This is a genomic window from Herbiconiux sp. (assembly GCF_004297105.1).
Classification (GTDB): Bacteria; Actinomycetota; Actinomycetes; order Actinomycetales; family Microbacteriaceae; genus Herbiconiux.
In genome coordinates, this window is record NZ_SCVE01000012.1 from 933,652 (window position 1) to 957,769 (window position 24,118).

At 69.0% G+C, this 24,118-nt stretch carries 22 protein-coding genes; 10 read left to right on the top strand and 12 right to left on the bottom strand.

What is annotated here, in order from left to right; all coding sequences use genetic code 11:
- Positions 1-26: 26 nt before the first annotated feature.
- The 8 genes from EPO52_RS10815 to EPO52_RS10850 form a co-directional block, all read right to left on the bottom strand.
- A complete protein-coding gene (locus EPO52_RS10815; protein ID WP_290805917.1) occupies positions 27-1,688 on the bottom strand; it encodes a thiamine pyrophosphate-binding protein in 1,662 nt (553 codons plus the stop codon).
- Between the two features lie 8 nt (positions 1,689-1,696).
- The gene (locus EPO52_RS10820; protein ID WP_290805919.1) at positions 1,697-2,539 is read right to left on the bottom strand and encodes an ABC transporter ATP-binding protein; all 843 of its coding nucleotides are present in this window, start codon (positions 2,537-2,539) and stop codon (positions 1,697-1,699) included.
- 29 nt (positions 2,540-2,568) lie between these two features.
- The gene (locus tag EPO52_RS10825; RefSeq protein ID WP_290805922.1) at positions 2,569-3,444 is read right to left on the bottom strand and encodes an ABC transporter permease; all 876 of its coding nucleotides are present in this window, start codon (positions 3,442-3,444) and stop codon (positions 2,569-2,571) included.
- Complete coding sequence (locus EPO52_RS10830) at positions 3,441-4,253, bottom strand: ABC transporter permease (RefSeq protein ID WP_290805924.1); 813 nt, start codon at positions 4,251-4,253, stop codon at positions 3,441-3,443. Before EPO52_RS10830 ends, EPO52_RS10825 begins: the two co-directional genes overlap by 4 nt.
- Positions 4,254-4,304: 51 nt before the next feature.
- On the bottom strand, positions 4,305-5,324 hold the full coding sequence (locus EPO52_RS10835; protein ID WP_290805927.1) for an ABC transporter substrate-binding protein: 1,020 nt from the start codon (positions 5,322-5,324) through the stop codon (positions 4,305-4,307).
- Positions 5,325-5,636: 312 nt separating this feature from the next.
- Positions 5,637-6,446: an SDR family oxidoreductase gene (locus tag EPO52_RS10840; RefSeq protein ID WP_290805930.1), complete on the bottom strand. Its 810-nt coding sequence runs from the start codon at positions 6,444-6,446 to the stop codon at positions 5,637-5,639.
- Positions 6,443-7,330 (bottom strand): LysR family transcriptional regulator, encoded by an 888-nt coding sequence (locus EPO52_RS10845; RefSeq protein WP_290805933.1) that lies wholly within the window; start codon positions 7,328-7,330, stop codon positions 6,443-6,445. The genes EPO52_RS10840 and EPO52_RS10845 overlap by 4 nt, the downstream gene beginning before the upstream one ends.
- A complete protein-coding gene (locus EPO52_RS10850) occupies positions 7,321-8,103 on the bottom strand; it encodes an alpha/beta fold hydrolase (protein ID WP_290805936.1) in 783 nt (260 codons plus the stop codon). Before EPO52_RS10850 ends, EPO52_RS10845 begins: the two co-directional genes overlap by 10 nt.
- A 246-nt stretch (positions 8,104-8,349) precedes the next feature.
- Here EPO52_RS10850 and EPO52_RS10855 point away from each other — a divergent pair, with 246 nt between their 5' ends.
- The 5 genes from EPO52_RS10855 to EPO52_RS10875 all read left to right on the top strand — a co-directional run bounded on the left by EPO52_RS10855 (position 8,350) and on the right by EPO52_RS10875 (position 12,787).
- Complete coding sequence (locus EPO52_RS10855) at positions 8,350-9,219, top strand: fumarylacetoacetate hydrolase family protein (protein WP_290805939.1); 870 nt, start codon at positions 8,350-8,352, stop codon at positions 9,217-9,219.
- Complete coding sequence (locus EPO52_RS10860) at positions 9,216-9,977, top strand: SDR family oxidoreductase (protein WP_290805942.1); 762 nt, start codon at positions 9,216-9,218, stop codon at positions 9,975-9,977. The genes EPO52_RS10855 and EPO52_RS10860 overlap by 4 nt, the downstream gene beginning before the upstream one ends.
- Positions 9,977-11,128, top strand: coding sequence for a zinc-binding dehydrogenase (locus EPO52_RS10865; RefSeq protein ID WP_290805946.1), 1,152 nt, complete (start codon positions 9,977-9,979; stop codon positions 11,126-11,128). Before EPO52_RS10860 ends, EPO52_RS10865 begins: the two co-directional genes overlap by 1 nt.
- An 83-nt stretch (positions 11,129-11,211) precedes the next feature.
- A complete protein-coding gene (locus tag EPO52_RS10870; protein ID WP_290805948.1) occupies positions 11,212-11,823 on the top strand; it encodes a flavin reductase family protein in 612 nt (203 codons plus the stop codon).
- Positions 11,824-11,830: 7 nt separating this feature from the next.
- Positions 11,831-12,787, top strand: coding sequence for an NAD(P)-dependent oxidoreductase (locus EPO52_RS10875; protein ID WP_290805951.1), 957 nt, complete (start codon positions 11,831-11,833; stop codon positions 12,785-12,787).
- 153 nt (positions 12,788-12,940) lie between these two features.
- Here EPO52_RS10875 and EPO52_RS10880 read toward each other — a convergent pair whose 3' ends face one another.
- Together EPO52_RS10880 and purL are read right to left on the bottom strand one after the other, a co-directional pair.
- Complete coding sequence (locus EPO52_RS10880; protein WP_290805953.1) at positions 12,941-13,915, bottom strand: carbohydrate kinase family protein; 975 nt, start codon at positions 13,913-13,915, stop codon at positions 12,941-12,943.
- 95 nt (positions 13,916-14,010) lie between these two features.
- Positions 14,011-16,305 (bottom strand): phosphoribosylformylglycinamidine synthase subunit PurL, encoded by a 2,295-nt coding sequence (purL, locus tag EPO52_RS10885; protein WP_290805955.1) that lies wholly within the window; start codon positions 16,303-16,305, stop codon positions 14,011-14,013.
- A 178-nt stretch (positions 16,306-16,483) separates the two neighbouring features.
- Here purL and EPO52_RS10890 point away from each other — a divergent pair, with 178 nt between their 5' ends.
- The 5 genes from EPO52_RS10890 to EPO52_RS10910 all read left to right on the top strand — a co-directional run bounded on the left by EPO52_RS10890 (position 16,484) and on the right by EPO52_RS10910 (position 21,906).
- The gene (locus EPO52_RS10890) at positions 16,484-17,632 is read left to right on the top strand and encodes a hypothetical protein (protein ID WP_290805958.1); all 1,149 of its coding nucleotides are present in this window, start codon (positions 16,484-16,486) and stop codon (positions 17,630-17,632) included.
- A gap of 46 nt (positions 17,633-17,678) precedes the next feature.
- Entirely contained in the window at positions 17,679-19,091 is a 1,413-nt protein-coding gene (locus EPO52_RS10895) for an ABC transporter ATP-binding protein (RefSeq protein WP_290805960.1), read from the top strand.
- 52 nt (positions 19,092-19,143) lie between these two features.
- Positions 19,144-19,953, top strand: a complete 810-nt coding sequence (locus EPO52_RS10900; protein WP_290806200.1) for an ABC transporter permease subunit — start codon at positions 19,144-19,146, stop codon at positions 19,951-19,953.
- A 768-nt stretch (positions 19,954-20,721) separates the two neighbouring features.
- Complete coding sequence (locus EPO52_RS10905) at positions 20,722-21,225, top strand: hypothetical protein (protein ID WP_290805963.1); 504 nt, start codon at positions 20,722-20,724, stop codon at positions 21,223-21,225.
- Between the two features lie 93 nt (positions 21,226-21,318).
- Positions 21,319-21,906 (top strand): hypothetical protein, encoded by a 588-nt coding sequence (locus tag EPO52_RS10910; RefSeq protein ID WP_290805965.1) that lies wholly within the window; start codon positions 21,319-21,321, stop codon positions 21,904-21,906.
- Positions 21,907-22,067: 161 nt separating this feature from the next.
- Here EPO52_RS10910 and EPO52_RS10915 read toward each other — a convergent pair whose 3' ends face one another.
- Both EPO52_RS10915 and EPO52_RS10920 read right to left on the bottom strand, forming a co-directional pair.
- Entirely contained in the window at positions 22,068-22,949 is an 882-nt protein-coding gene (locus tag EPO52_RS10915; RefSeq protein WP_290805968.1) for a DUF4190 domain-containing protein, read from the bottom strand.
- Positions 22,946-24,112, bottom strand: coding sequence for a septum formation family protein (locus tag EPO52_RS10920; protein WP_290805971.1), 1,167 nt, complete (start codon positions 24,110-24,112; stop codon positions 22,946-22,948). The genes EPO52_RS10915 and EPO52_RS10920 overlap by 4 nt, the downstream gene beginning before the upstream one ends.
- Positions 24,113-24,118 lie beyond the last annotated feature (6 nt).

Sequence of the window (24,118 nt, forward strand, 5' to 3'; positions counted from 1 at the left end):
CCGAATGCGACGACGTGCGCCGAGGGTCAGACGTGGTCGTAGATGGGGGAGCGGACCGCGCGGGAGATGTGGCAGTCGAGCAGGAGGGGGCCGCGGGTGCGGTCCCAGGCGGCCAGCGCGGGGGCGAGGTCTCCTGTCTCGGCGATGAGGGCGCCCTGGGCGCCCATGCCCGCGGCCAGTGCGGCGAGGTCGGCGTACCCGAAGATCGCCTGCTCGGGCGGGACTCCCCAGTCCTTCATGTGGGCGAGCTCCGAGCCGGCAGCTCCGTCATTCATGCACACCACGAGGAGCGGAACGCGCTCGCGAACGGCCGTCTCGAGGTCGCCCAGAGTGAGGTAGAGGCCGCAGTCGCCGATGAACAGCACCGATTGCGTGTCGGGGTCGGCGACCGCCGAGGCGTAGCTCGCGGCGAGCGAGCTGCCGACCGCACCGAAGTCGGGCATCCAGATCAACGAGCGCGGTGCGCGGTACGAGAGGTAGAGAGCGGGGAACGCGCCGAAGTGACCGTTGTCGAGGAAGACCCGGCGCTCGCGGGGCAGCACACGCTCGAACTCGATCGCGAGGGCGCGCGGGTCGATCCGGGCGGGCTCGGAACGGTCGGCGTCGTCGATGGCCGGGAGTGGGATGGCGGCCGGCCGGATGCGCGGGGCGTCCGCCGGGTCGCTGTGCGGTGTGCTTCTCCTCCGGGCCGCACGCCGGGCGACCTCGTCGGCGAGCGCCGCAGTGGCAGAGAGGGCGTCACCCCGCACGGGCACCGTCATGGCGCCCGCGACGGCAGCCGGATCGAGGTCGAGCCGCACGATGGTGCGCCCCCGCGTGAACTCGCCCTTGCGGGTCTGGAAGAGGTTGAGTGAGGCACCGATCACGACCACGACATCGCTGCCGGCGATGAGGCGTTCGGTCTCGCCGATCGAGAACCCGCCGAACGGCCCGATGACGGCCGGATGATCGCCGAGCGCTCCCGAGGCCGGTACCGACGTCGCAACCCGGGCCCCGAGCAGCTCGGCGAGACGCAACACCTCAGAGGCGGCGCCGGCGTCGACGACTCCGCGTCCGGCGAGCAGGACCGGTGCGGTCGCTGCGTCGATCGCGTCGACGGCGGCCGAGATCTGTGCGGGGTCGATCGGGACGGCTTCGATCGGGGCCGGGTCCGCGGCATCCGGGAGCGGATCGGCCTCGAGCCGGTCGAGGCCCGCCGGCATCACGAACACGATGGTGCGCGACTCGGCCCGTGCTCGCTGCGCCGCCGAGCGCAACACGGCTCCGGCGTCGGCCCCGGACGCCCGCACGCTCTCGATGCCGAGCGGATCCAGCAGCACCTCCGGCGCGAGTGCCTGTACTCCTCCGGCGAACGGGAAGCGCTGCGGATCGAGGTTCGACGTGTCGGTCACGATCAGGATCATCGGCGTGCGCCCGCGGCTCGCGGTCAGAAGAGCCGTGATGGTGTTCGTGAAACCGGGCCCCTGCGTGACGGTGGCCCAGCCGAGCCGGCCGGTCGCCCGCGCGTACCCATCCGCCGCGCCGATCGCTCCGTTCTCGTGCCGAAGGTGGTGCACCGGCACTCCGTGCTGCGCATCGAGGTGGTGGATGAGCCAGAGGTTGCCGGCGCCCATCAATGTGAAGAGGTGCTCGCATCCTTCGTCGACCATCACCTGCGCGAGCTGTTCCATGACGGTCGTGGTCGCCACCGAGGAACTCATGCGGAGTGCGGCATCACGAGGTCGAGCAGGTGACGGCGGAGCCCGAGGAACTCATCGCTGGCCCGCGTCGCCACCTGTTCACGGTGGTCGCCCAGAGGCACGTCGACCACCTCGCGCACCCGCGAAGGCGATCCGGAGAGCACCACGATGCGGTCGGAGAGGTAGATCGCCTCGTCGATGTCGTGGGTCACCAGCACCACGGTGATCCCGAGGTCGCGGCGCACCGTGAGGATGAGGTCTTCCAGGTCGAACCGGGTCTGCGCGTCGACGGAGGCGAAGGGCTCGTCCATCAGCAGCAGATCGGGCTGGTAGGAGAGCGCCCTGGCGATCGCCACACGCTGCTGCATTCCGCCGGAGAGCTCCCAGGGGTACTGCTTCTCGACGTGCCCGAGCCCCACGTTCTTCAGCACCTGGCTCACCCGCTCGGCGCGTTCGGCTTTCTTCATGCCGCGCGCCGCGAGCGGCAGGCCCACATTCTTCGCGTTCGTGAACCAGGGGTAGAGCGAGCGCCCGTAGTCCTGGAACACCAGCCCGAGCTGCTCGGGCACCGAGGTGAGCGGCCGCCCCTCGAACGACAGCGAACCGGAGCTGGGTTTGGCCAGCCCCGAGATGCACCGCAGCAGCGTGGTCTTCCCCGCGCCCGATGGTCCCACGATGCAGACGAATTCGCCCTTGTTCACGGTGAAGCTGACGTCGTCGATCGCCGTCTTGGCGTGCGGCTTGCCCTCGTTGTAGATCTTGCGGAGGTTCTCGACGCGCAGTACCTCGCCGGCATCCGAGGGGTGCGACGGCGTGCTGGGGCTCGACGCTGCGGGGGTGGGCACGGTGAGGTTCGACATGGTGTTCTCCGATTCCGGCGAGGGGATGGTCATGAGTTGGTGAGCGCGCGCGAGCGGTAGTACCAGCGCAGCACGATCCGTTCGACGCCCACGAAGAGATAGTTCGCGGCGGTGCCGATGATGGCGAGCATCAGGATGCCGGTCCACATCGAGGTGATGGCGAACACGGTCTGCGCCTGCAGGATGAAGTAGCCGATGCCCTGCTTCGCGGCCACCATCTCGGTGACCACCATCAGGATGATCGAGGTCTGCAGGCTGGCCCGCAGGCCGGCGGCGATCTGCGGCGAGGCACCGGGCAGAACCAGTGAGAACAGCTGCCGCAGCGGGCTCAGCTTCATCGCCCGCGCGGTGTCGAACTTCACCTGGTCGAGGCCCCGCATCCCGTCGAGGGTGTTGAGCAGGGTGGGCCAGATGGCGCCGAACGAGATCAGCGCGATCTGGCGCAGCTCGCCGATGCCGAACAGCGCGATCATCGCGGGGAGCAGGGCCGGCGCGGGAAGCACGTAGAGGAAGTAGATCAGCGGGTTCGAGACGTGCCGCACCGGGGGGAAACGCCACAGCAGGGTGCCGAAGACGATGCCGATCAGGGCCCCGCCGAGGTAGCCGAGCGCCAGGTTGCGAAGGCTCGAGCCCAGCTGCATCGAGGCGGGGCCGACGATCCACTGCGCCCAGAATTCCTCCAGGATGCGGCTGAGCGGCGGGAAGAACGGCGAGGTGCTCGATGCCGACGCGAACCACCAGATCACCAACAGGGCGATCGGCAGCCAGATGGCCAGCAGCACGTTGCGCACGCGGGCACCACGGCTGCGTACCCGGCGCGGGCTCACCAGCAGGTCGGTGGTCTCACCGATACTCGCCCCGGCGGCTCGCTCCGGCACGACCTCGGGTGTGATGGTCTGTGTCACTTGAGAGCCCCTTCGCTGTTCGAGCGGATGTTGCGCTGCGATTCGTGCCAGTGCATGACGTTGCGTTCCAGCAAGAAGAACGCTCCGGTGAGGATGATGCCGATCAAGCCGGCGGTGATGATGTACGCGTACATCACGGGGTAGGCCGCGGTGCCGCCGTTCTGTGCCTGCAGGATGTTGCGACCGATTCCGGATGCTCCTCCCACCAGCTCGGAGACGACGGCCAGGATCAGGGCCGAGGCCGAGGCGATCCGGAGCCCGGTGGCGATGTAGGGCGAGGCGCTGGGGATGACGACCATGAAGAACCGCCGCACACCCCGAACGCCCAGGGCTTTCGAGGTGTCGAGCACGGTCGGATCCATGGAGCGCACGCCGTAGATCACCTGGATGACGAGCGGCCAGAACACGCCGAAGGCGATCAGGAACACCTTCATCGGCAACGTCGAGCCGAGCACCAGGATGACCAGCGGCAGGATCGCGATGGCCGGGATGGCCTTGAAGATCTCGATCACGCTTGCCGCACTGCGGAAGGCGAAATCGTTGAAGGCCAACGCCGAACCGATCGTGATCGCCAGCACGCTGGCGATCACGAGGCCGAGGAACCACGCCTGCACCGTCGCGCCGATCGCGGCCCAGTACGGCGGTGTCGCCACCGCTTTGCCGAGCGCGATCATGGTGTCGGTCATCGTCGGGAACTGGTCGGCCCGGAAGAGTCCGCCCGCGGTGACCAGCTGCCAGAGCAGCAGTGTGGCCAGCACGGCGGCCGCGGGGGCCAGCCATCGGAACGAGCGACGCGACAGTGCGTTCATGGTGCGATCCTTCGAATCGGTTCGGCGTTGACCGCCGTGGTCGGTCGTGGCCTAGTTGGCGCCTTCCAGCGCACCCGGCCAGACGAGGGTGTCGACATCGAGCTGCTTCGTCTGCCCGGCGTACTTGGTCAGCAGTTCCTGCGCAGTGGTGAAGCCCTCGGTGTTCACGTAAGGGTTGCTGCCGGTGTTCCACTTGGCGGCGTTGGCCGCTTCCTCGGTGAGGCCGAGGTTGGTCACGAGCGTGGCCTTGGCATCGTCGATGTTCTCCGTGGCGTGCTGCTGCGACTCGATCATCGCGGCGGCGAAGGCCTTCACGATGTCGGGATTGGAGTCGATGTAGCTCTGGCTCGTGGTGTAGAGGCCCACCGCCATGTTCGGGAAGGTCTCCACGTTCGGCTTGCCGATGATCGTGGCGCCGTTGGCCTCGGCATCGGCGATGAACGGAGCCTGCACCACGGCGGCATCGATGTCGCCCGCGGCGAGTGCGGCCGGCATCTGGCCGAAGGGCAGCTGCACAAGGTTGATCGAGGTGGTGTCGACGCCCTCCTTGGCCGCCATGTCCCACATCGCGAGGGTGTTCAGCGAGGAGAGGCCGATCACGCCGACGGTCTTGCCGCCGAGGTCGCCGGCCGATGTGATGCCCGAGTCGGGGCCGGCGACGAGCGCGTTGCCCTCTTCCGGCTCCTCCTCGGCCTTCTGCTGGCCTTCGACGGTGGCGACGGCGCGGATCGGGATGTCGTTCACATTGGCATTGATCACGTGCACGACCGTGGCGAAGCCGAAGTTGTACTGTCCGCTGGCGACGCCCGAGATGATGGCGGCGACGTCGGTCTGCGGCACGAGCTCCACTTCGAGGCCGTGCTTGGCGAAGATGCCGTCCTTGATGCCGAGGTACAGCGGTGCGGTCTGTGCCGAGGGGTTGGTGGCCACGACGATCTTCGTGGTCTCGCCGGAGGCGCCGTCGGTGCTGCCGGCGGAGTCTCCTCCGTCGGATCCGGCGCAGCCGGCGAGCAGAGCTGTGGCGGCGAGCAATGCCGCCCCGGCGAGCAGGGTCTTGTTTCGTGACATCATGATGTCCCTTCGGTTGTGATGTCGGTGCACGGGAAGCACAAGCGAGAGCGGTGGCCGGCCCCGTGGATTCGGGTGAGCGGCCGTGCGGGTGCTGTGGCTGCGCATCCGGCATCTACGTCGACTGCCGGGAAGCGCATCCTGTGATCGCGACGGATGAACGTTCTTGCGCCGCCGACACCACGTCGTGGTCGGAGCGCGAGACCGGTTCTCCGGTGCGGTCGGTCGCTTGTGGTGTTCAGGCTAATCTCCGTGTGATGCCCCGGAATGGCCCGAAAGCTATTACGTGATAACGGTTGAGGTTGCATCGTGGGCTCAGTTCCGGGTGGCGAGCACGCCGCCGTCGATGACGAACACGGATCCGGTGATGTGCCCGGCCGCGGGCGAGGCCAGGAGCAGGGCGAGGCCCTCGATCTCGGCCGGGTCTGCGATGCGTTTCGTGGCCGTAGCGCGTGTCAGCTCGCCGATCATGCCCGTGTTTCCGGGGTTCGTGGCCCCGATGGCGGTGAGGAAGGAACCGGGCGCGATCACGTTCACGTTGATGCCCCGCGGGGCGAGCTCGGTGGCCACGTTCTGGGCGAAGAGCGTCACCGCGGCCTTCGAGCTCGAATAGGCGTAGCCGACGAGCGGATCGACGGCGAGGCCCGCCACCGAAGAGGTCACGATGATGCGCCCCGCTCCGTCGTTCATCCGGGCGGCGGCGGCCTGGACCGTGTGCATCAGCCCGGTCAGGTTCACATCGAGAACCGCCTGCCATCGCTCGGGATCGATGTCGCCGACACCATTGCCGAACCGGCGGCCGAGCCCCGACGAGATGCCGGCGTTGGCGAACACGATGTCCAGGCCGCCACCCCACGAGGCAGCCTCGCCCATCACCGCGTCGAGGGCCGCCCGGTCGCGCACATCCGCCACCCGCGACCGCACCTCGAGGCCCTCGCCGGCCAGACGGCCGAGTGCCTCCTCGAGGTTCTCCGGAGTGTTGTCGACCAGCAGGACGCGGGCGCCGTTGCGAGCGAGCACGCGGGCGATCGCGAAACCGAGACCGCTCGCGGCTCCGGTCACCACGGCCCCACGGCCGCGCACGTCGAACAGGCGGCGTGGATCAGAGTCGGATGCTGCGTTCACGATCGCGCCTCCCACGGCTTCATCTGCAGAAAGTTGTTCAGTACGGCCGGCTTCGCCTTGTCGTTCCAGACGATGCCGATGCTGAGCTTGGGTGTTGCTCCGCTGATCGGCCGGAAGGTGACGCCCTGCTGGGCCGCCGAGCGAGCCGAGGCGGGGGCGAACCCCACCCCGAGCCCGCCGGCGATGAGGCCGAGCGCCACCCAGGTGGAGTTCACTTCGTGCGCGATGTGCGGGCTGAAGCCGGCCTCGTTGCACATCGCGATGTAGTAGTCGTGCAGGGCGGGCTCGACGCGCCGGTCGATCATCACGAGGTCTTCGTTCGCAATATCGGCGATGTCGATGGTCTCCTTATCGGCGAGGGGATGCCCGTCGGGCAGTGCCAGCATCACGTCCTGCTGCGAGATGGGGAGGCAGGCGAGGTCGTCGCGCAGCTCGACCGGCAGGCGCGCGAAGGCGCAGTGCACCGCGCGGCTGGAGGTCTGGTCGAGCACCTGCCGGGTGGTGAGCTCGGTGAGCCGGATGCGCACCTCCGGGTATTCGTTGCGGAACCGGCGCAGCGACCGCGGCACGAGCTCGGCCAGGGCGGGCTGGATGAAGCCGACATTGAGGGAGCCCACCTGGCCGCGGCTCACGGCGATCGCCCGGGACTTCGCCCCGTCGGCTCGGGCCAGCACGGCGACCGCCTCCTCGAGGAAGGTCTTTCCGGCCTCGGTGAGGGTGACGTGCCGGCGGTCGCGTTCGAGGAGCATCAGGCCCAGCTCGTTCTCGAGGGCGCTGATCTGCTTGCTCAAGGCCGGTTGGACGATGTGCAGACTCTCGGCGGCCTTGCGGAAATGCAGCTCTTCGGCCACGGCCACGAAGTAGCGCAGGTGTCTCAGCTCCACGCCGGCGCCTCCCGCGTCAGCACGTCGCGCACGGCCTGCGGCTGCTCGACGTGCGGCAGGTGCCCGGCATCCGGAACCACGGTGAGGTGCGCCTGCGGCAGGGCGTCGAGCCAGAATCGGGCGTAGGAGACGGGCACGATGCCGTCGTCGTCGCCCCACACCAGCTCGACCGGCAGGGCCAGGGAGCCGAGGCGGCCTGCCAAGGAGGGGTCATGCATGTAGGGATCGCCGGCGAGGCGCTGGGCGGCGGCCCGGCTACGGGCGAGGCCTGCCGCGACCTGAGGATCGGGTGCGGCCGAGCGTGCGGCGGCCCGCCGGCCCTCGTCGTGCACGGTGGCCACCAGAGCCTGCTCCGACGTGAGGTCGAACAGGTTCGGAGCCGAACCGTCTCCGGCCAGGCCGACGGGGTCGATCAGCACGAGCCGCCGCACGCGGTGCGGGATGCGCAGTGCCAGCTCCGCCGCGACCCAGCCGCCGAGCGAGCAGCCCACCAGAACGAACTCGTCGATGCCGAGCTCGTCGAGCAGCTGCTCGTGAACCGCGGCGATCTCGGCGATGCTCGTGATCGCGGGACGGAAGTCGTCGCTCTGAAGGAAGCCCGGGTGGTCGGGGCGCACGATCCGGTACTGCTCCGCGAGGGTGGCGAATACCGGAAGCAGCGATCCCTGATCGCCCGTGCCGTGCAGGTAGACGAGGGCGGGGCCGTCTCCGGCGGTGATCAGCCGGAGGGTGCCGCCGGACAGCGCCAGACGTTCGACAGTTGAGGGCTTCACGTTCGTGCTCCTTTGCAGAGATCGTGATCGGTGATCACTCTAGATACCTCGGAGTCCGATCCCCAAATAGTTGAAAGCATCACTGTGATCACCGGGAGTGATCACAGGCCTGATCACCTCAGGCGATCACTGGATCACATCTGGGACCTTGGAGAGCATCACGCCGGATGACTAGCGTGAGGGCGTAACCATCCGACACCGGCGTCACGGGGTGCATCCGCGTCGTCGCACCGCCCCGGGAGCTCCATGAAACTCGCCCTCTTCGATGAGTACCGACTGGGGGTCCTCACCCCGGATGACGATGCCGTGGTGGACGTGACCGATGTGCTGCCGCAGCACGACGCCGATCCGCTCACCGCGGGATGGTGGCGTGCCATGTGCCGGGACTGGTCGTCGCTGGCCGGTGCGATCGCCGAGGCCGCTGCAACGGGCACGGCCGTGCCGCTGTCGGAGGTCGTTCTGCGCGCCGCCGCACTCAACCCCTCGAAGGTGATCGCCGCGGCGAGCAACTACCACGCCCACGTGGCCGAGATGCACGGTGTGCAGGAGCGCACGCTCGGCACGACGCACGAGTGGATGTTCGAGTTCGATGTCTTCCTCAAAGCGCCCTCCTCGATCACAGGGCCGGACGGTCCGGTGATCCTGCCGGCAGAGGTGCTCGAGGCCGGGCACGAGATCCACCACGAGTCGGAGCTCGCCGTGATCATCGGCACCGGGGGTAAGGACATTCCGGTCGGCCAGGCGCTAGAGCACGTGTTCGGTTTCGCCGTCGGGCTCGACATCACCGTGCGCAGCCCCGCCGACCGCTCGCGCCGCAAGTCGTACGACAGCTTCAGCCCGATCGGTCCGTGGGTGCGGGTGCGCGAGCCCGGCTTCGACGGGTCTGGCCTGGGCATCCGCCTCACCGTCGACGGTGAGGTGCGGCAAGACGTCGACACCTCGGATCTGATCATGTCGGTGCCCGAGATCGTCTCGTACGCGTCGCGCGTGATGACGCTCAACCCCGGCGACGTCATCTTCACCGGAGCCCCTCCCGGCGTCGGGCCGATCGCCGCCGGCGAGACCCTGGTGACCACCATCAGCGGAATCGGCACGATGACGACGGGCGTCGTATGAGCGGCCACGCGCTGCTGGACGGGCGCGTGGTCGTGGTCTCGGGCGGATCCAGCGGAATCGGACGGGCGCTGAGCGTTCGTGCCGCCGAGGAGGGCGCCGCCACCGTGATCGTCGCCGACCTGGCCGAGATCGGCCGGGAGGGTGGCCTGCCCACCACTGAACTCGTCGAGCAGGCCGGCGGCGCCGCGCGCTTCGTGCCGGCCGACGTGACCGATCCTGATTCGTGGCTCGAGGTGATCGCGGCCGCGGAGGAGTTCGGCGGTGTCGATGCGCTGTGCAACGTGGCCGGGGTCAGCGACAACGTCGACTTTCTCGAGGTCGACCTCGAGCGCCTTCGGCGGGTGATGGCCGTGAACTTCGAGGGCACCTTCCTGGGTGCGCAGGCGGCCACCCGCTCGATGATCGCGACCGGCAAGAAGGGCACGATCGTGAATCTCTCCTCGGTGGGCGGGATGCGCGGCTTCGCCCATGCCGCGAGCTATTCGGCGTCGAAGGGCGCGGTGCGCACGTTCACCTACGCGCTGGCCGACGCCGTTGCGCGGTACGGCATCCGGGCCAACGTGGTGCATCCGGGCCAGGTCGACACCGAGATGCTGCGGGTGGAGATGCGCGGCGGTTCACCCATCCGTATCCCGCTCGGGCGCAAGGGGCAGGCTGACGAGATCGCGGATGCCGCGGTGTGGCTCTCCAGTGATCTGTCGAGCTACGTCAACGGCGCATCGATCGTGGTCGACGGCGGTTACTCGGCGGTGATCTGATGACGGGGCCCGCACTGCCCGCTTCGATGCGCGCTGCGGTGCTCTCGGCCGATGGCGTGCTGGCCGTGGAGAGCATCCCCGTGCCCCGGCCCCGAGCCGGTGAGGCGCTCATCCGAGTCGATGCCGTCGGCGTCTGCCATACGGATCTGCACGTGCTGAAGAACGAGGTGGGCTTTCCGAAGCCCTGTGTACTCGGGCACGAGGTGAGCGGGACCGTGGTGGCGTTGGGCGAGCAGGCACCGTCCGGGGCCGAGGGCGACCCGGCCGCCCTCGTCGCCCTCGGCGAACGGGTGGTCGGAGGGTTCATCATGCCCTGCACCCGCTGCGACGCCTGCCGGGCAGGGCGTGACGATCTGTGCGAGAACTTCTTCGCCCAGAATCGTCTGAACGGCACCCTGTACGACGGCGAGACGCGCCTGCACCGCTCCGACGGGACGCCTCTGGCGATGTACTCGATGGCGGCTCTGGCGGAGTACTGCGTGAGCCCGGTGTCGGCACTCACCGCCCTGCCCGAGAGTCTTCGTTCGGACACCGCGGCCATCCTCGGCTGCGCGGCGATGACCGCGTACGGCGCCGTCGCGCGCGCGGCCGGTCTGCTGCCCGGACAGACCGTGGCTGTGGTGGCGACAGGCGGGGTCGGGACGGGAGTCGTGCAGATCGCGCGAGCCCTCGGCGCCTCCCGGGTGATCGCTGTGGATGTATCCGACGACAAACTCGCGCTCGCTTCCCAGCTGGGCGCCACCGACATCGTCAACGCTCGAGAGGCCGATCCGGTCGCTGCGGTGAGGGCGCTCACCGGCGGCCGGGGTGTCGATGTCGCCTTCGAGGCGCTCGGCCACCCGCAGACCTTCGAGCAGGCCTCACGGATGCTCGCCGACGGCGGGGCGCTCGTGGCGATCGGCATCGCCGCCGGGGCGGCGACCGCCGCGGTCGAGATCACACCGTTGGTGCGGCGCAGCCAGCGCATCATCGGCTCCTATGGTGCGCGAACCCGAGTCGACCTGCCGGCAGTGGTGGAGCTCGCTCGGCGGGACGGCTTCGACCTCGAGCAGGCGGTCACCCGCCGCTATCGCCTGGAGGAAGTGGCCGTGGACTTCGAGGATCTGGCGGCGGGCCGCATCCTCGGCCGCGCGATCATCGTGATGGCCTGAAGGCGGCCCGGTGATTCCCAGTGGCTCTCCCGTGCGAGCCAACGGGAACCTCCGAGGCATCACCGGCTCCGTAGCATCGGAGCATGTCCACTTCTCAGCCCGCATTCCCCGTTCGCGATGAGGCGCACGGGGTCGAGCGCTCTCGCCCCCTCATCACCCTCCCCGGCTCTCCCCAGGTGACGCCAGACGAGTTCAAGGCCGCCTTCCGCAATCACCCCGCCGGAGTCGCCGTGATCACGGCCGACCCGGGCGACGGACCGGTCGCACTCACCGCGACCTCGGTCTTCTCGGTCAGTGCCGAGCCGCCGCTGCTGGTGTTCTCGGTCTCCGAGCTCTCCTCCAGCGCCCCGGCCATCAAGCGTGCAGAGACGATCGTCGTGCACCTTCTGGGCGCCAGCCAGCTCGGACTCGCGAAGCTCGGGGCCACGAGCGGTATCGACCGCTTCGCGGACACCACGCTGTGGACCAGGCTCGCGACCGGTGAACCGTACTTCCCGGCGGCGCACGCCTGGATCCGCGCGCGTATCGTGAACGAGATGCAGGCGGGCGGATCGACGGTCATCGCCGCCGAAGCCGTGCAGACCCACGCACCGGCTGCGGGAGATCCTTCGGCAGACGCGGCGTCGGCGGAGCCCTTGGTCTATCACAACCGCACGTGGCACCACCTCGGTGAGCACTCGAAGATCGTCTCCTGACGCGCGCATGAAGATCCTCATCCCCGACACCACCGACCTGAGCGACCTGATCGTCGACTCCGGCCACGAGTTCGTGGTGTACGACGTCACCGCCCCGATCCCGGCCGGGGCGCGCGACGCCGAGGTGCTGGTGGTCTGGCGGAACACGGCGGAGAACCTCGCGGATGCCGCCCGCACTCTCGGATCGCTGCGGCTCGTGCAGACGCTCGCGGCGGGTCCCGATGCGGTGCTCGCCGCGGGGTTCGCTCCGCACGTCGCGGTCACGTCCGGCAGATCGCTGCATGACGCCACGGTGGCCGAGCACGCGCTGACGCTGACACTGGCCCTGATCCGCCGGCTCGACCGGCTGGGGGACGCCCAGCGCGAGTCGCACTGGGACGAGGGATTTCTGGAGGCTCAGCGCGATCCGGGCACCGAGTCGCTCTACACGCTCGCCGGTGCCTCGGTCTGCATCTGGGGCTTCGGTTCGATCGCCCGCACGCTCGCGCCGATGCTCGCACTGCTGGGCGCGACGGTGACGGGCGTGGCCTCGTCGGGGGGAACCCGCGACGGCTACGAGGTGATCGATGACGCCGGCCTTCCGGCCCATCTTGCGGGTGTCGACGTCCTGATCTCGCTGCTGCCGGCCACCCCGGCCACGGAGGGTGCGTTCGGAGCCGCGCTCATCGACGCGCTCAAGCCCGGCGCGGTCTTCGTGAACGTCGGCCGAGGCGCCACGGTCGACGAACACGCCCTGATCGAGGCGCTGACCTCCGGACGCTTGCGGGCGGCGGCACTGGACGTGATGAGGCAGGAGCCACTGCCCGAGTCGTCGCCGCTCTGGACCACGCCGAACCTGGTGATCACCCCGCATGCAGCCGGCAATCGCCCGCGCGGGGCGGCACCCCTGATCGCCCGGAACATCCGTGCTCTGCGCGATGGCATGCCCCTCACGAACTCGGTCGGCCCCGCACCGGCGCCGTGACGCGGCGCGGTTGCTCGCGATCACGTCCTCTCGCTTCCCAGCCGGTGTGTGTCCGGGGTGACACTCATCACACGAGCGCGCCGCCTCCACCGCGAGTCCCGTGCGGCGCACCCGACGAGCTGATCGGCGGGCACGCCTCTGACGCGACCGTCTTCATCCGGGTGCCTCGACCGTGACGTCGGTTACGCGGCTGCCGCTGATGGGCTCGAGAGGAGCCGGTACGTCGGCTCGCGGCTCGAGCCGGGCCGCCAGGCGAAGCGCGGTGGCGTGGTTCGCCTGGCGGACCGCGGCGAGGAGTGATCCACCGCGGTCAGGCGCGGGCGCATTGCTCGCGCCGGTCGCGTCGCGGTCGCGGTCGCGGGGAGCGTCCGCAGCGAGGAGGGCAGCTGTGAGCTCGGCGCTGAAGATGTCGCCGGCACCGACCAGCGCCTCAGGGGGCAGCGGGCCCACATCGTGAGCCGGGGCATCCGTTCGCTCGCCCCCCGTGAAGAGCGATGCGCCGCGAGCGCCCCGGGTCACCACGATGGCCGACGACGGATGCGCGGCCGACCAGGCGCCCACCGTGCCGTCGACATCGCCCGAGAGGTCTTCGTCGCTCAGCACGGCGATGTCGAACAGCGGCAGCAGCGCGTCGAGCTCGGCGAGCGGGCGCGTGGCGACAGGCGTGTTGCCCCGGGCGTCGAGGTGGGGGGAGAGCCGCCTGAGGTACCCCTGCAGCAGGATGACGCGGAGAGCGCCCGTGGGCAGCGCGGCGACGTACTCCCGCACGATCCCGATCGGCGGATCGGGGAGGAGTGGCGTGAGGATGAGCGCCCGTGCGGCCCCCAGAGCGTCGAGCGCGGCCTGGCCGGGGCTTGGCAGCGTGGCGGCTTCCCCGTTGCGAACCGCCTGGGTGCGCCGAGCGCTGCGGACATCGTTGACGAACACGAGCGTGCGGTCGACCTGTGCGGAGGGCAGAAGCTCGAGGTCGTGCTCCACCGCGGTGAAGTCGCTGCCGTACGGCGCGATCACCACAGCGGGCGATCCCCGCTCGCGCAGAACCGGCGAGATGAAGACCGCGGGAGAACCGGCCGTGCGGCTGGTGCCGTCGGCCGTGACGATCTCGTCGATGCACACGTGCCCGGCCACGACGACCCGCGCGGGAGTGTTGAGCGGCGATCCTGTGAACGGTCGCCGCGACGCCGGCGCCGGTCGAGCTGTGCTCGACCGGTTCTCAGACAGGGTCAGCCCCCGACGACCGGCCCGAAGTGCGCCGGCAGCGTGGCGCGGTGCACACCGCCGAGCTCCTCGATCGACACCTCGAAGAGGCCCTGCACCTCGAGCGAGTGCGACTGCGCATCCGTCACGCCGATGCGCAGCACGGGGATGTCGCGCCCCGCGCACAGACCCTTGAACTTCACGTCGTCTTCACGCGGTACGGCCACGAGAACGCGCGCGGTCGACTCGCTGAACAGGGCATCGGATGCCGACACCCCGTCGCGCTCGATGATCTCGTCGAGCCACACCCGGGCTCCGATGCCGAACCGCAGCACCGACTCGGCCAGGGTCTGGGCGAGCCCGCCGTCGGAGAGGTCGTGCGCGGAGTCGATGAGCGCCTCGAGGGCTCCGGCCTGGAGCAGACCCGCGAGGTTCTGCTCGTCGGCGAACGACACCACGGGCGGGAGGCCGCCCAGGTGGTCGTGGATGACGCCGGCCCAGGCCGATCCGTCGAGCTCGGCGCGTGTGGTGCCGAGGAGATAGAGGTTGTCGCCCTCGTCCTGCCAGCCCGAGGGCACGCGGCGGGCGACATCGTCGATCACGCCGAGAACGGCCACCACGGGGGTGGGGTGGATGGGCTGCGAGCCGGTCTGGTTGTAGAACGAGACGTTGCCGCCGGTGACGGGGATCTCGAGTTCCAGGCATCCGTCGGACAGGCCCTCGACGGCCTGCGAGAACTGCCACATCACCTCGGGGTTCTCGGGGGAGCCGAAGTTGAGGCAGTCGCTCACGGCCACCGGGGTGGCGCCGGTGACGGCGACGTTGCGGAAGGCCTCGGCGAGAGCGAGCTGCGCGCCACGGTAGGGGTCGAGCTGGCAGTAGCGGCCGTTCGCGTCGGAGGCGAGGGCGAAGCCGAGGCCCGACTCCTCGTCGACGCGCACCATGCCGCCGTCGTCGGGGAACGAGAGCGCGGTGTTGCCCATGACGTAGCGGTCGTACTGGTTGGTGATCCAGTCTTTCGACGCCATGTTGGGCGAGCCGACGATGCGCAGGAACTCGTCGCGGAGCGCGGCGCCATCGGTTGCTCGTGGCAGGCGCGCGGCCGTGTCGGCCTGCAGCGCGTCGATCCAGGTGGGGTAGGCGACGGGCCGCTCGTAGACGGGGCCGTCGACGGCCACGGTGCGCGGCTCGACGTTGACGATCTCCTCGCCGTGCCAGTTGATGATCAGGCGGCCGGTGTCGGTGACCTCGCCGAGCACGCTGGTCTCGACATCCCACTTCGCCACCACCGCGAGGAAGCCCTCGAGCTTCTCGGGGCGCACGACCGCCATCATGCGCTCCTGGCTCTCCGACATCAGGATCTCTTCGGCGGTGAGCGTGGGGTCGCGCAGCAGCACCTTCTCGAGCTCGATGAACATGCCGCCGTCGCCGTTCGAGGCGAGCTCGGAGGTGGCGCACGAGATGCCCGCCGCACCCAGGTCTTGGATGCCCTCGACCAGGTCGCCCGCGAACAGCTCGAGGCAGCACTCGATGAGCACCTTCTCGGCGAACGGGTCGCCCACCTGCACCGCGGGGCGCTTCGTGGGGCCGCCGGCCGAGAACGTGTCGGACGCCAGAATGGATGCGCCGCCGATGCCGTCGCCGCCCGTGCGGGCTCCGAAGAGCACCACCTTGTTGCCCACACCACGCGCATTGGCCAGGTGCAGGTCTTCGTGCCGCAGGACGCCGACGCTGAGCGCGTTGACGAGCGGGTTGCCCTGGTAGACCTTGTCGAAGTAGGTCTCGCCGCCGATGTTCGGCAGGCCGAGGCAGTTGCCGTAGAACGAGATGCCACTCGTGACGCCGTGCACCACGCGCGCGGTGTCGGGGTTGTCGATGGCGCCGAAGCGCAGCTGGTCCATCACGGCGACCGGGCGGGCCCCCATCGAGATGATGTCGCGCACGATGCCGCCGACGCCGGTGGCCGCGCCCTGGAAGGGCTCGATGTAGGAGGGGTGGTTGTGGCTCTCGACCTTGAAGGTCACCGCCCAGCCCTCGCCCACGTCGACCACGCCGGCGTTCTCGCCCATTCCCACCATGAGGTTCTTGCGCATGGTGTCGGTGACCTTCTGGCCGAACTGGCGGAGGTAGATCTTCGACGACTTGTAGGAGCAGTGCTCGCTCCACATCACCGAGTACATCGCCAACTCGCCCGAAGTGGGGCGCCGGCCCAGGATCTCGCGGATCTTCGCGTACTCGTCGGCCTTCAGGCCGAGGGCCTCATACGGCTGGTCCCGCTCGGGGGTGGCGATGGCGTTCTCGACGGTATCGGCAATGCTCACGCGGCCAGGACTCCTTGAGTTGCGGGGTGGGGATGCGGGTCCGATTCTACCGGCTGGCGCGCATCCGTCGGCCCGTGCCGATATCGAGACAACTCACGGGCTCGCGGCGTATCGTCGCAGGCAGACCGGCGCTCGCCAGACGGCCCGCGCCCACAGCTCCCCCCGAAAGAAGTCGATCGTGACCCGCAGCTGGCAGCGTTGGATTCCCGCAGTGGCCGTTCCGGCCGTCGTCGCCGTGGTGGCCGTGGTCGGAGGGGTGGCCACGACGGCCTCCGCCGACCTGCCGGACAAGACTCCTCAGGAGGTGCTGGCCCTGGTCGGTGCGAGCGACGTCACCTCGTTCTCGGGAACGCTGTTCCAGTCGTCGGATCTGGGGCTGCCCGACCTCTCGAGCATCAGCGGCGCATCGGGGTCGTCCGGGTCGTCGGGTTCGTCCAGCTCATCGGACTCGGATGCGGCCGGCACGTTCGACGCGACATCCGCGCTGGAACTCCTCACCGGCAGCCACACCGCCCGCGTCTACGCCGACGGCACCGACAAGCTGCGCGTGCAGGTGCTCGACCAGCTGGCCGAACGCGATGTGGTGCTCAACGGCAGCGAGCTCTGGGTGTACGACTCGAGCGACTCGAGCGCGGTGCACTCCACTCTTCCCGCCCCGGGTGACGCCGCCCCGGGCGAGGCCGCTTCGGGCGACGTGCCTACAACCATCCCCACGCCCGACGAGCTGGCCACGCAGTTCTTGGCGGCGGTCGACCCCAGCACGGATGTCTCGCTCGGCGCCGACACCTCGGTGGCGGGTCGCTCGGCCTACGACCTCGTGCTGACGCCCCGCACCGATGCCACCCTCGTGGGTTCGGTGTCGATCGCGGTCGACGCCGAGACCGGCATGCCGCTGCAGGTGGAGGTCTTCGCCCGCGGTGACTCGTCGCCGGCCTTCGAGGTGGGCTTCACCGACCTCTCCCTCGACGCCCCTTCGGCCTCGCTCTTCGACTTCACGCCACCCGCGGGCACGGATGTCACGGAGAAAGATCTGAGCGCTGAGGGTCATGACGCCACCGACGCGGGCCCTGGTGCTCCGGCATCCGGAGCCGCAGACGCCGCCGAGCCCACGGTGACCGGCGAGGGCTGGGATGCGATCGTCGAGACCACGATCAGCGGAGACCTCTCCGCGCTCACCTCGAACCCGCTCTTCGCTCAGGTGGCGACCCCGGTCGCGGGCGGCAGCGCTCTGCAGACCACTCTCGTCTCGGTGCTGCTCACCGACGACGGGCGCCTGCTCGCCGGCGCCGTTCCGGTCTCCGCCCTCCAGGCCGCGGCCGCTCAGTGAGCCCCCACCTCCCGCCAGATCCGTCACTTTTTGCGCGGAATCCGACGTGTTCGCGCAAAAAGTGACGGATCTGGGGGAGCGGGCGTCGGGCGGTGAGCTCGCCATCGAGACGCGCGGCCTGAGCAAGCGCTTCGGTCGTTCCACCGTGGTCGATGGCATCGATCTCGCCGTGCCGCGGGGAGCGGTGTTCGGCTTCCTCGGGCCGAACGGATCGGGCAAGACCACCACGATCCGCATGCTGCTGGGCCTCGCGGGAGCTTCGGCGGGCGACATCCGCGTGCTCGGCCAAGCGATGCCCGCGAAGCTCGCGGGCGTGCTCCCCGCGGTGGGCGCGCTCATCGAAGGGCCCGGTTTCTACCCGTTCCTCTCCGGCCGCGACAACCTCAGGCGCCTCGACGCGGCCGATGGATACGCCTCGCGGGCCACCCGTTCCGCCCGGGTCGACCGCGCCCTCGAACGGGTCGGGCTCTCCTCCGCGGCGCACAAGAAGGTGCGCGCCTACTCGCTCGGCATGAAGCAGCGACTCGGCATCGCGAATGCGCTGCTCACCCCGCGCGAGCTGATTGTGCTCGACGAGCCCACGAACGGACTCGATCCGCAGGGCACGCGCGAGGTGCGGGCACTCATCCGCTCGCTCGCCGCCGAGGGCACCACCGTGTTCGTGTCGAGCCACCTGCTCTCCGAGATCGAGCAGATGTGCTCGCACGTCGCCGTGATGCGGGGCGGCCGTCTCGTGGCGCAGGGTGCCCTCGACGAGCTGCGCGGCGCGGGCCGCACGCACGTGCGCGTCACGGTGGCGGCTCCGGATGCGGCCCTCGCGGCCTCGACCCTGGCGCGCCTCGGCCTTGCTCGCCCTACGGCTGCGGCTGCTGCTTCCGCCGCCGCGGCGCCGGCACCCGCGGGTGGGGCCCTCCCTCCGGCTGACACTCGGACGACGACGGATGCGGCGGCTGTGCTGATCGACGGTCCACCCGCACCCGCACCTGCGCCCGCACCTGCGCCTGTGACTGCGCCCGCACCTGCGCCTGTGACTGTGACTGCGCCCGCACCTGCGCCTGTGACTGCGCCAACACCTGCGCCTGTGACTGCGCCTGCGCCCGCACCTGCGCCTGTGACTGCGCCAACACCTGCGCCTGTGACTGCGCCTGCGCCAACACCTGCGCCTGTGACTGCGCCTGCGCCAACACCTGCGCCTGTGACTGCGCCCGCACCTGCGCCAACACCTGCACCTGCACCCGTGATGGTCGAGCCGCCTTCCGCGGCCGACGTGGCGACAGCGACCGACGGAACGGGCGACCGGGTGGTAGAAGGCGAGCTGCCCGAGGCGGTGGCCGCAGAAGACGTGGTCGCGGCACTCGTGGGAGCCGGGGTTCGGGTGCGCGGCTTCGCCGTGGAGCGCGCCTCGCTCGAAGACCTCTTCGTGCAGCTGACGGGGGAGGGCTTCGACGTTGTCCAGTGAATCCGTTCTCGGCACCGGCTCGAACGCGACCGAACGCGGCCCGCGGCGCGCCCTGGGCTGGGGCTTCTTCCTCTCCGAACTCGCGGTGCTCTTCCGCCGCCGCCGCACCTGGGCGATGCTCGCGGCGCTCGCCGCCGTGCCGATCCTGATCGCCGTGGCCATCCGTCTCACCGACGGCGGCGACGGACGCGGGCCGGCCTTCCTCGACCGCATCACCCAGAACGGCCTGTTCGTGGGCCTGTCGGCGCTCGCCGTGGCCATCCCCCTGTTCCTGCCGCTCACCGTCGGTGTCGTGGCCGGGGATTCGGTCGCGGGCGAGGCGAGCACCGGCACGCTGCGGTATCTGCTCGTGTCGCCGGTCGGGCGCATCCGCCTGCTCATCGTGAAGTTCGCGGCGGCCGCCGTGTTCTGCCTGGCGGCGACCCTCACGGTGACGGTGGCGGGAATCCTGATCGGGCTCGCCCTCTTCCCGGTGGGGCCGGTCGCCCTCATCTCGGGCGACACCGTGAGCGTGGCCGAATCGCTGCTGCGCTCGCTGCTGATCGCGATCTATGTCACTCTCGGCCTGCTCGGACTCGCCGCCATCGGCCTCTTCATCTCCACACTGACGGATGCACCGGTGGGCGCCATGGCCGCGACGGTGGTGGTGTCGATCGTGGCGCAGGTGCTCGGCCAGCTCTCGCAGACGGAGTGGCTGCATCCGTGGCTCTTCAGCTACTACTGGCTCGACTTCGGCGATCTGCTGCGACAGCCCATCGAGTGGTCGAGCTTCGGAGCGAACGCGCTGCTGCAGCTGGCCTACGTGGCGGTGTTCGGGGCGCTCGCCTACGGCCGGTTCGCCACGAAGGACGTCCTCTCGTAGGGCTTGTCCCTAACCTCGGGTGGATGCCCGGGACTACCCGCGTTCAACGTTTGGCTTGGACCTTCAACTCGTGTCGATCTTGAAGCAAGAGTTGAGTGTCCTCAGTCGTTGGTCCTTCGTGCTGGACGGCTCTTACGACGTTTCCTACGGTCAAGGGTGTCTCTCATCAGAATTGTTGCTGAGTCCGGGTTCTTCGGCGGGCTTTCAACTAGTCGCGCCAACGGAGACGTGCCTAGAAGAACGCATCCGAGCACGGTGCAGATCTGGCTCACTAGCCCTAGTGCAGTAGTCGCCAGTGCAAATCCCACTCCTGAAGGGCCAGCAATGACAAGCGCAAGTTGTGACGACAACAGCGTTGCGGTGATTCCAACGAGGAGCAGTACTACCCCGCCCCAGAAGATCTTCTTCGCGGTTAGTGCGGGAGGCATGGACTAGTCTCGCTTGCTCTGCATAGATCGCTCAGGTGCCAAGGCGTTGATGTCGACTGTCGAGTTGTCATCAAGTGGCGATGGGCCGTCGTGAATCGCCGTTCCCTCAGCGAAGGAAATCGTCTCCAGTACACGCCCGTATGTGTCTAGCTCGGCCGAGTTTCGAATAGCCGAACCGATTCGTCGAAGTAGTCGCATCTATCTGCCCGCCCTCATAGCTGATGTCGATCCAAGCACCAATCGACAACCATCTACAGACTTACTTTGTCGACCAATATCGAGTTTACTTCATTTTATCCCGGAACTTCTCGGGTTCGACGATCTGAAAGAGGAGAAGCCAATGTCGAAATCATCCTTGAACAAAGTGGCGATCGCTGCAGCCGCAGTCGCGCTCTTTGGTGCCGTGATCACGGCCGCGCCGGCGTACGCATCGTCGCCACCGGACGAGTCCACCCCTCCGCCTGTTCAGGTGGACGAGATCGCTCCGGGCACGCCCATCATCGAGAGCAATGGCGACGGAGTGGTTACCAGGGGTGTGCCTGGATGTGCCGGGGTGGCGTACGCCCCTATCGGTGGGGGTTATGGACCCGTATCCTCCGCAACGTGTGCTTTCATCGGCTCGCCACGAGCGATCGTCGGCTATACCTGGACCGCAAACGCCGCTACCGGCGTGCCTGCCTGCACCACCGGCCTGGGATACTCCAACGGCTCGCCCTCCTGGTACGGCTTGGGCTGCGGAATGAGCGGTGCAAAGAACGTGGTGTGGGGCAACGTAGCGGGGTATCAGCAGCTGAAGGCGTTCACTCAGAACGTTCTTCGTGCGACGTCGGTGGCCTGGTACTAAGCGATGCTGAGGCGGTCAGTTTCGACATGCGCGGTTCTGGCCGCCTCTGCCTTCCTCGCGTCGTGTACGACGCGGGATGGTGCGTCGGATCAGATGACCCAAGACGTCGAGACGGTCGCCTCCGAACTCGACTGCGCGAGTTATTACCCGCTCATGGACGATATTTACGGAGCCACGGAAATGCGAGGAGAAATTTGCGTTACGACCAGCGGAGACTTCGTGAACGTGCGGGCATTCCCCCCAGGAACCAACCTTTCCGTGGTGCTTGAGAACTGGGTGATTGGCGGGGACATCTACCTTGTGACGGGCTCCGAGTGGTTCGTCGTTGGGCCGAGGGATCAGGTTGAATCCGTGCACGAAGTGGTCGTCGACAGCAGCCCTCCTACTTCTGAGAAGCCTCCTCCAGCCGCTGAAACCACCGAGAACGCGCGAGTCACCGACTGCATGCAACTAGTGTCGAGCGCTGTGGCCATGTCTATTACCGACCGAGACATATTCGACGAGAGCTTGCCTCAACTCGAGTACACAGCTCCCGGATTCTCGGAGCTCATTGAGCGGCCGAGTATTCGCGATGTGACCGAGAAGCTGGTCGGCGTCGATCCTTCCAGTCCGGGTTTTGCTTCCCAGTTGTCAGTGATAGGTCCAGATGTGCGTGAATTCTGCCGGTCCGCAGGTGGCTAGGACGGCACGGGTGAGTCCGATGGCCTGTTGACCGACCACGAACGAGGCCACACGATGGTCTCGAGGACAGAGATTCCTTGTCGTGAGCGATCCGCGCCTACCAACGTGACCGTCACATCACCGCCGTGTTCCTGCAACCAGGACACCGGATGGAACGTCGGTCAGCGACCGACGGACCGGAGGGTGCCCGTGGTCGGGCCCGACGGATCGGAGATGACGCACGAGATGGTGCGGTCGTCGAAGCTCGCCCAGGTGTAGTCGTCGGGGGCGACGAACTGGTAGTCGTAGACGGATGCCTCCCACGGCACGCCGGTGAAGTCGGCGTAGGCGTCGCGGCATCCGGAGTCGGCGGCCAGGGACATGCGGTCGACGCCCGGGTAGCTGCCGTCGGTGGTGTCGGGCACGGTGAAGTCGGCGTAGACCTCGTAGTCGTGCGGTGCCGCGCAGTCGACGAACTGCACGTGCCCGTAGTCGGCGGTCGGCTCCATGAAACAGTCGCCCACCGCGTACTCGATCGACTGGCCGCCGAAGGTCTCCCCGGGGAGCGCCGGCTCCGACGGGCCGGGGCCGAGGTACGGCGCAGGGGCCGATGGCATCGGAGTGGGTGCTGCCGTGGACGGCGCGCTCTGCCCTCCCGTGAACGGCACCGTCAACGCCGCCGTCAGACCGATGGCGATGCCGACCACCGCGAACACGAGGCCGATGAGGAGGCCCGCGCCGAGCAGCACCGAGCCGACGATCACGCCCGCTTTCGCGGGGCCGTTGCGGAACCCGGCGCGCTTCGACTGGTCGAGGGCGATCGCCGAGATGACGATGCCGATGACGTTGGCGAAGATCGCGACGATGAGTCCCACCACGCCGAGGGTCTTACCGGGGTAGTCGGCGCCGGGCGGCGGCGCGACCGGGCCGCCGCCCAGGGTGTGCTGCGGATTCGGGGGATACGGAGGCTGTGGGGGATAGGGCGGATGCTGCGCTGGATACGGCGGCGGCGGCGCGGCCTGCGGGGGCGCTCCGCCGGACGGCGGCGGGGGTTGCTCGCTCACTGACCGGCTCCGCGCAGGCTCCCGGTGAGCTTGCCCGCCGGGTCGTAGACGGCGCACGACACGACCCGGTCGTCATTGGCGATCCACGTGCTCTTGCTGGGCGTGACGTAGCCGTAGTCGTAGTCGGAATCCTCGTAGGAGACCCCCACGAAGTCGGCGAATGCGTCGTAGCAGGCCTGATCGGCGGCCTGCTGCATCTTGTCGTCGCCCGGGTAGGAGCCGTCGGCGGTGTCGGGCACGGTGAAGTTGAAGTACACCTCCCAGTCGTGCGGGGTGCTGCAGTCGATGACCGTGACGGAGGTGGCGTCATCCGGCTGGTCGTCGAAGCAGTCGCCCACCTGGTATTGGAAGATGTCGTAGCTCGGATCGGTGGGAGTGGCGAGCGGGTCGGGTGTGGCGGTGGCCCACGGTACGGAACCCGGATCGTCGTCGCCCGAGGAGTACGGAGCGGAGATCGCCGAGGCGAGCCCGCTGGCGACACCGATCACCGCGAAGGTGAGGGCCACGATGATGCCGACCGCGAGCAGGACGCTGCCCGTGATGACTCCGGCCAGGGCCGGCGTGTTGCGGAACCCAGCGCGGCGCGACCTGGAGAGCGCGACGGCCGACACGATGATGCCGACGAGGTTCGCCACGATGGCCAGGATGAGGCCCACGATGCCGAGGGTCTTGCCCGGGAAGTCGGTGCCGGGCGGGGCGGCGACGGGGGAGGGTCGCCTCGGGCCGCCGCCCGGCCCCGGCTGGCCGGGCCATCCCGGCTGACCGTAGGGCGGGTAGCCCGCTCCGGGCGCCGGCGGGAACCCGCCCCCGGGCTGGCCGTAGGGCGGCATGCCCACCCCGGGCGGTGGAGTGGGGATGCCGGGCTGACCGTAGGGCGGGATGTTCCCACTGGGCCGTGACGTCGGGGTGCCGGGTTGCCCGTACGGCGGGTAAGCCGACCCGGGCAGTGGCGGCGTGGGAGTGGAAGCAGGGTCGGTGGGTGCCGCCCCCGAGGCGGCTGGCCCGGCGGACGCCGGCTCTCCGCCGGCGGCATCGGCCGTCTGGCCCGGCGTTGCGGGGGTCTGGCCAGACTCCCCAGGCGCCGCCCAGAACGGGGGCTCGCCCCCGGGCACCGGTGGTCGCGACGATCCCCCCGGATTCGTCGGCGGATTCTGCTCGCTCATGTTCCC

What these genes read in the sequence shown, in the direction of transcription:
- EPO52_RS10855 (WP_290805939.1), top strand. Translation starts at nt 8,350, where the DNA reads ATGAAACTCGCCCTCTTCGATGAGTACCGACTGGGGGTCCTCACCCCG.
- EPO52_RS10830 (WP_290805924.1), bottom strand. Translation starts at nt 4,253, where the DNA reads ATGAACGCACTGTCGCGTCGCTCGTTCCGATGGCTGGCCCCCGCGGCC.
- EPO52_RS10860 (WP_290805942.1), top strand. Translation starts at nt 9,216, where the DNA reads ATGAGCGGCCACGCGCTGCTGGACGGGCGCGTGGTCGTGGTCTCGGGC.
- EPO52_RS10820 (WP_290805919.1), bottom strand. Translation starts at nt 2,539, where the DNA reads ATGTCGAACCTCACCGTGCCCACCCCCGCAGCGTCGAGCCCCAGCACG.
- EPO52_RS10870 (WP_290805948.1), top strand. Translation starts at nt 11,212, where the DNA reads ATGTCCACTTCTCAGCCCGCATTCCCCGTTCGCGATGAGGCGCACGGG.
- EPO52_RS10905 (WP_290805963.1), top strand. Translation starts at nt 20,722, where the DNA reads ATGTCGAAATCATCCTTGAACAAAGTGGCGATCGCTGCAGCCGCAGTC.
- EPO52_RS10910 (WP_290805965.1), top strand. Translation starts at nt 21,319, where the DNA reads ATGACCCAAGACGTCGAGACGGTCGCCTCCGAACTCGACTGCGCGAGT.
- EPO52_RS10920 (WP_290805971.1), bottom strand. Translation starts at nt 24,112, where the DNA reads ATGAGCGAGCAGAATCCGCCGACGAATCCGGGGGGATCGTCGCGACCA.
- EPO52_RS10865 (WP_290805946.1), top strand. Translation starts at nt 9,977, where the DNA reads ATGACGGGGCCCGCACTGCCCGCTTCGATGCGCGCTGCGGTGCTCTCG.
- EPO52_RS10875 (WP_290805951.1), top strand. Translation starts at nt 11,831, where the DNA reads ATGAAGATCCTCATCCCCGACACCACCGACCTGAGCGACCTGATCGTC.
- EPO52_RS10835 (WP_290805927.1), bottom strand. Translation starts at nt 5,324, where the DNA reads ATGATGTCACGAAACAAGACCCTGCTCGCCGGGGCGGCATTGCTCGCC.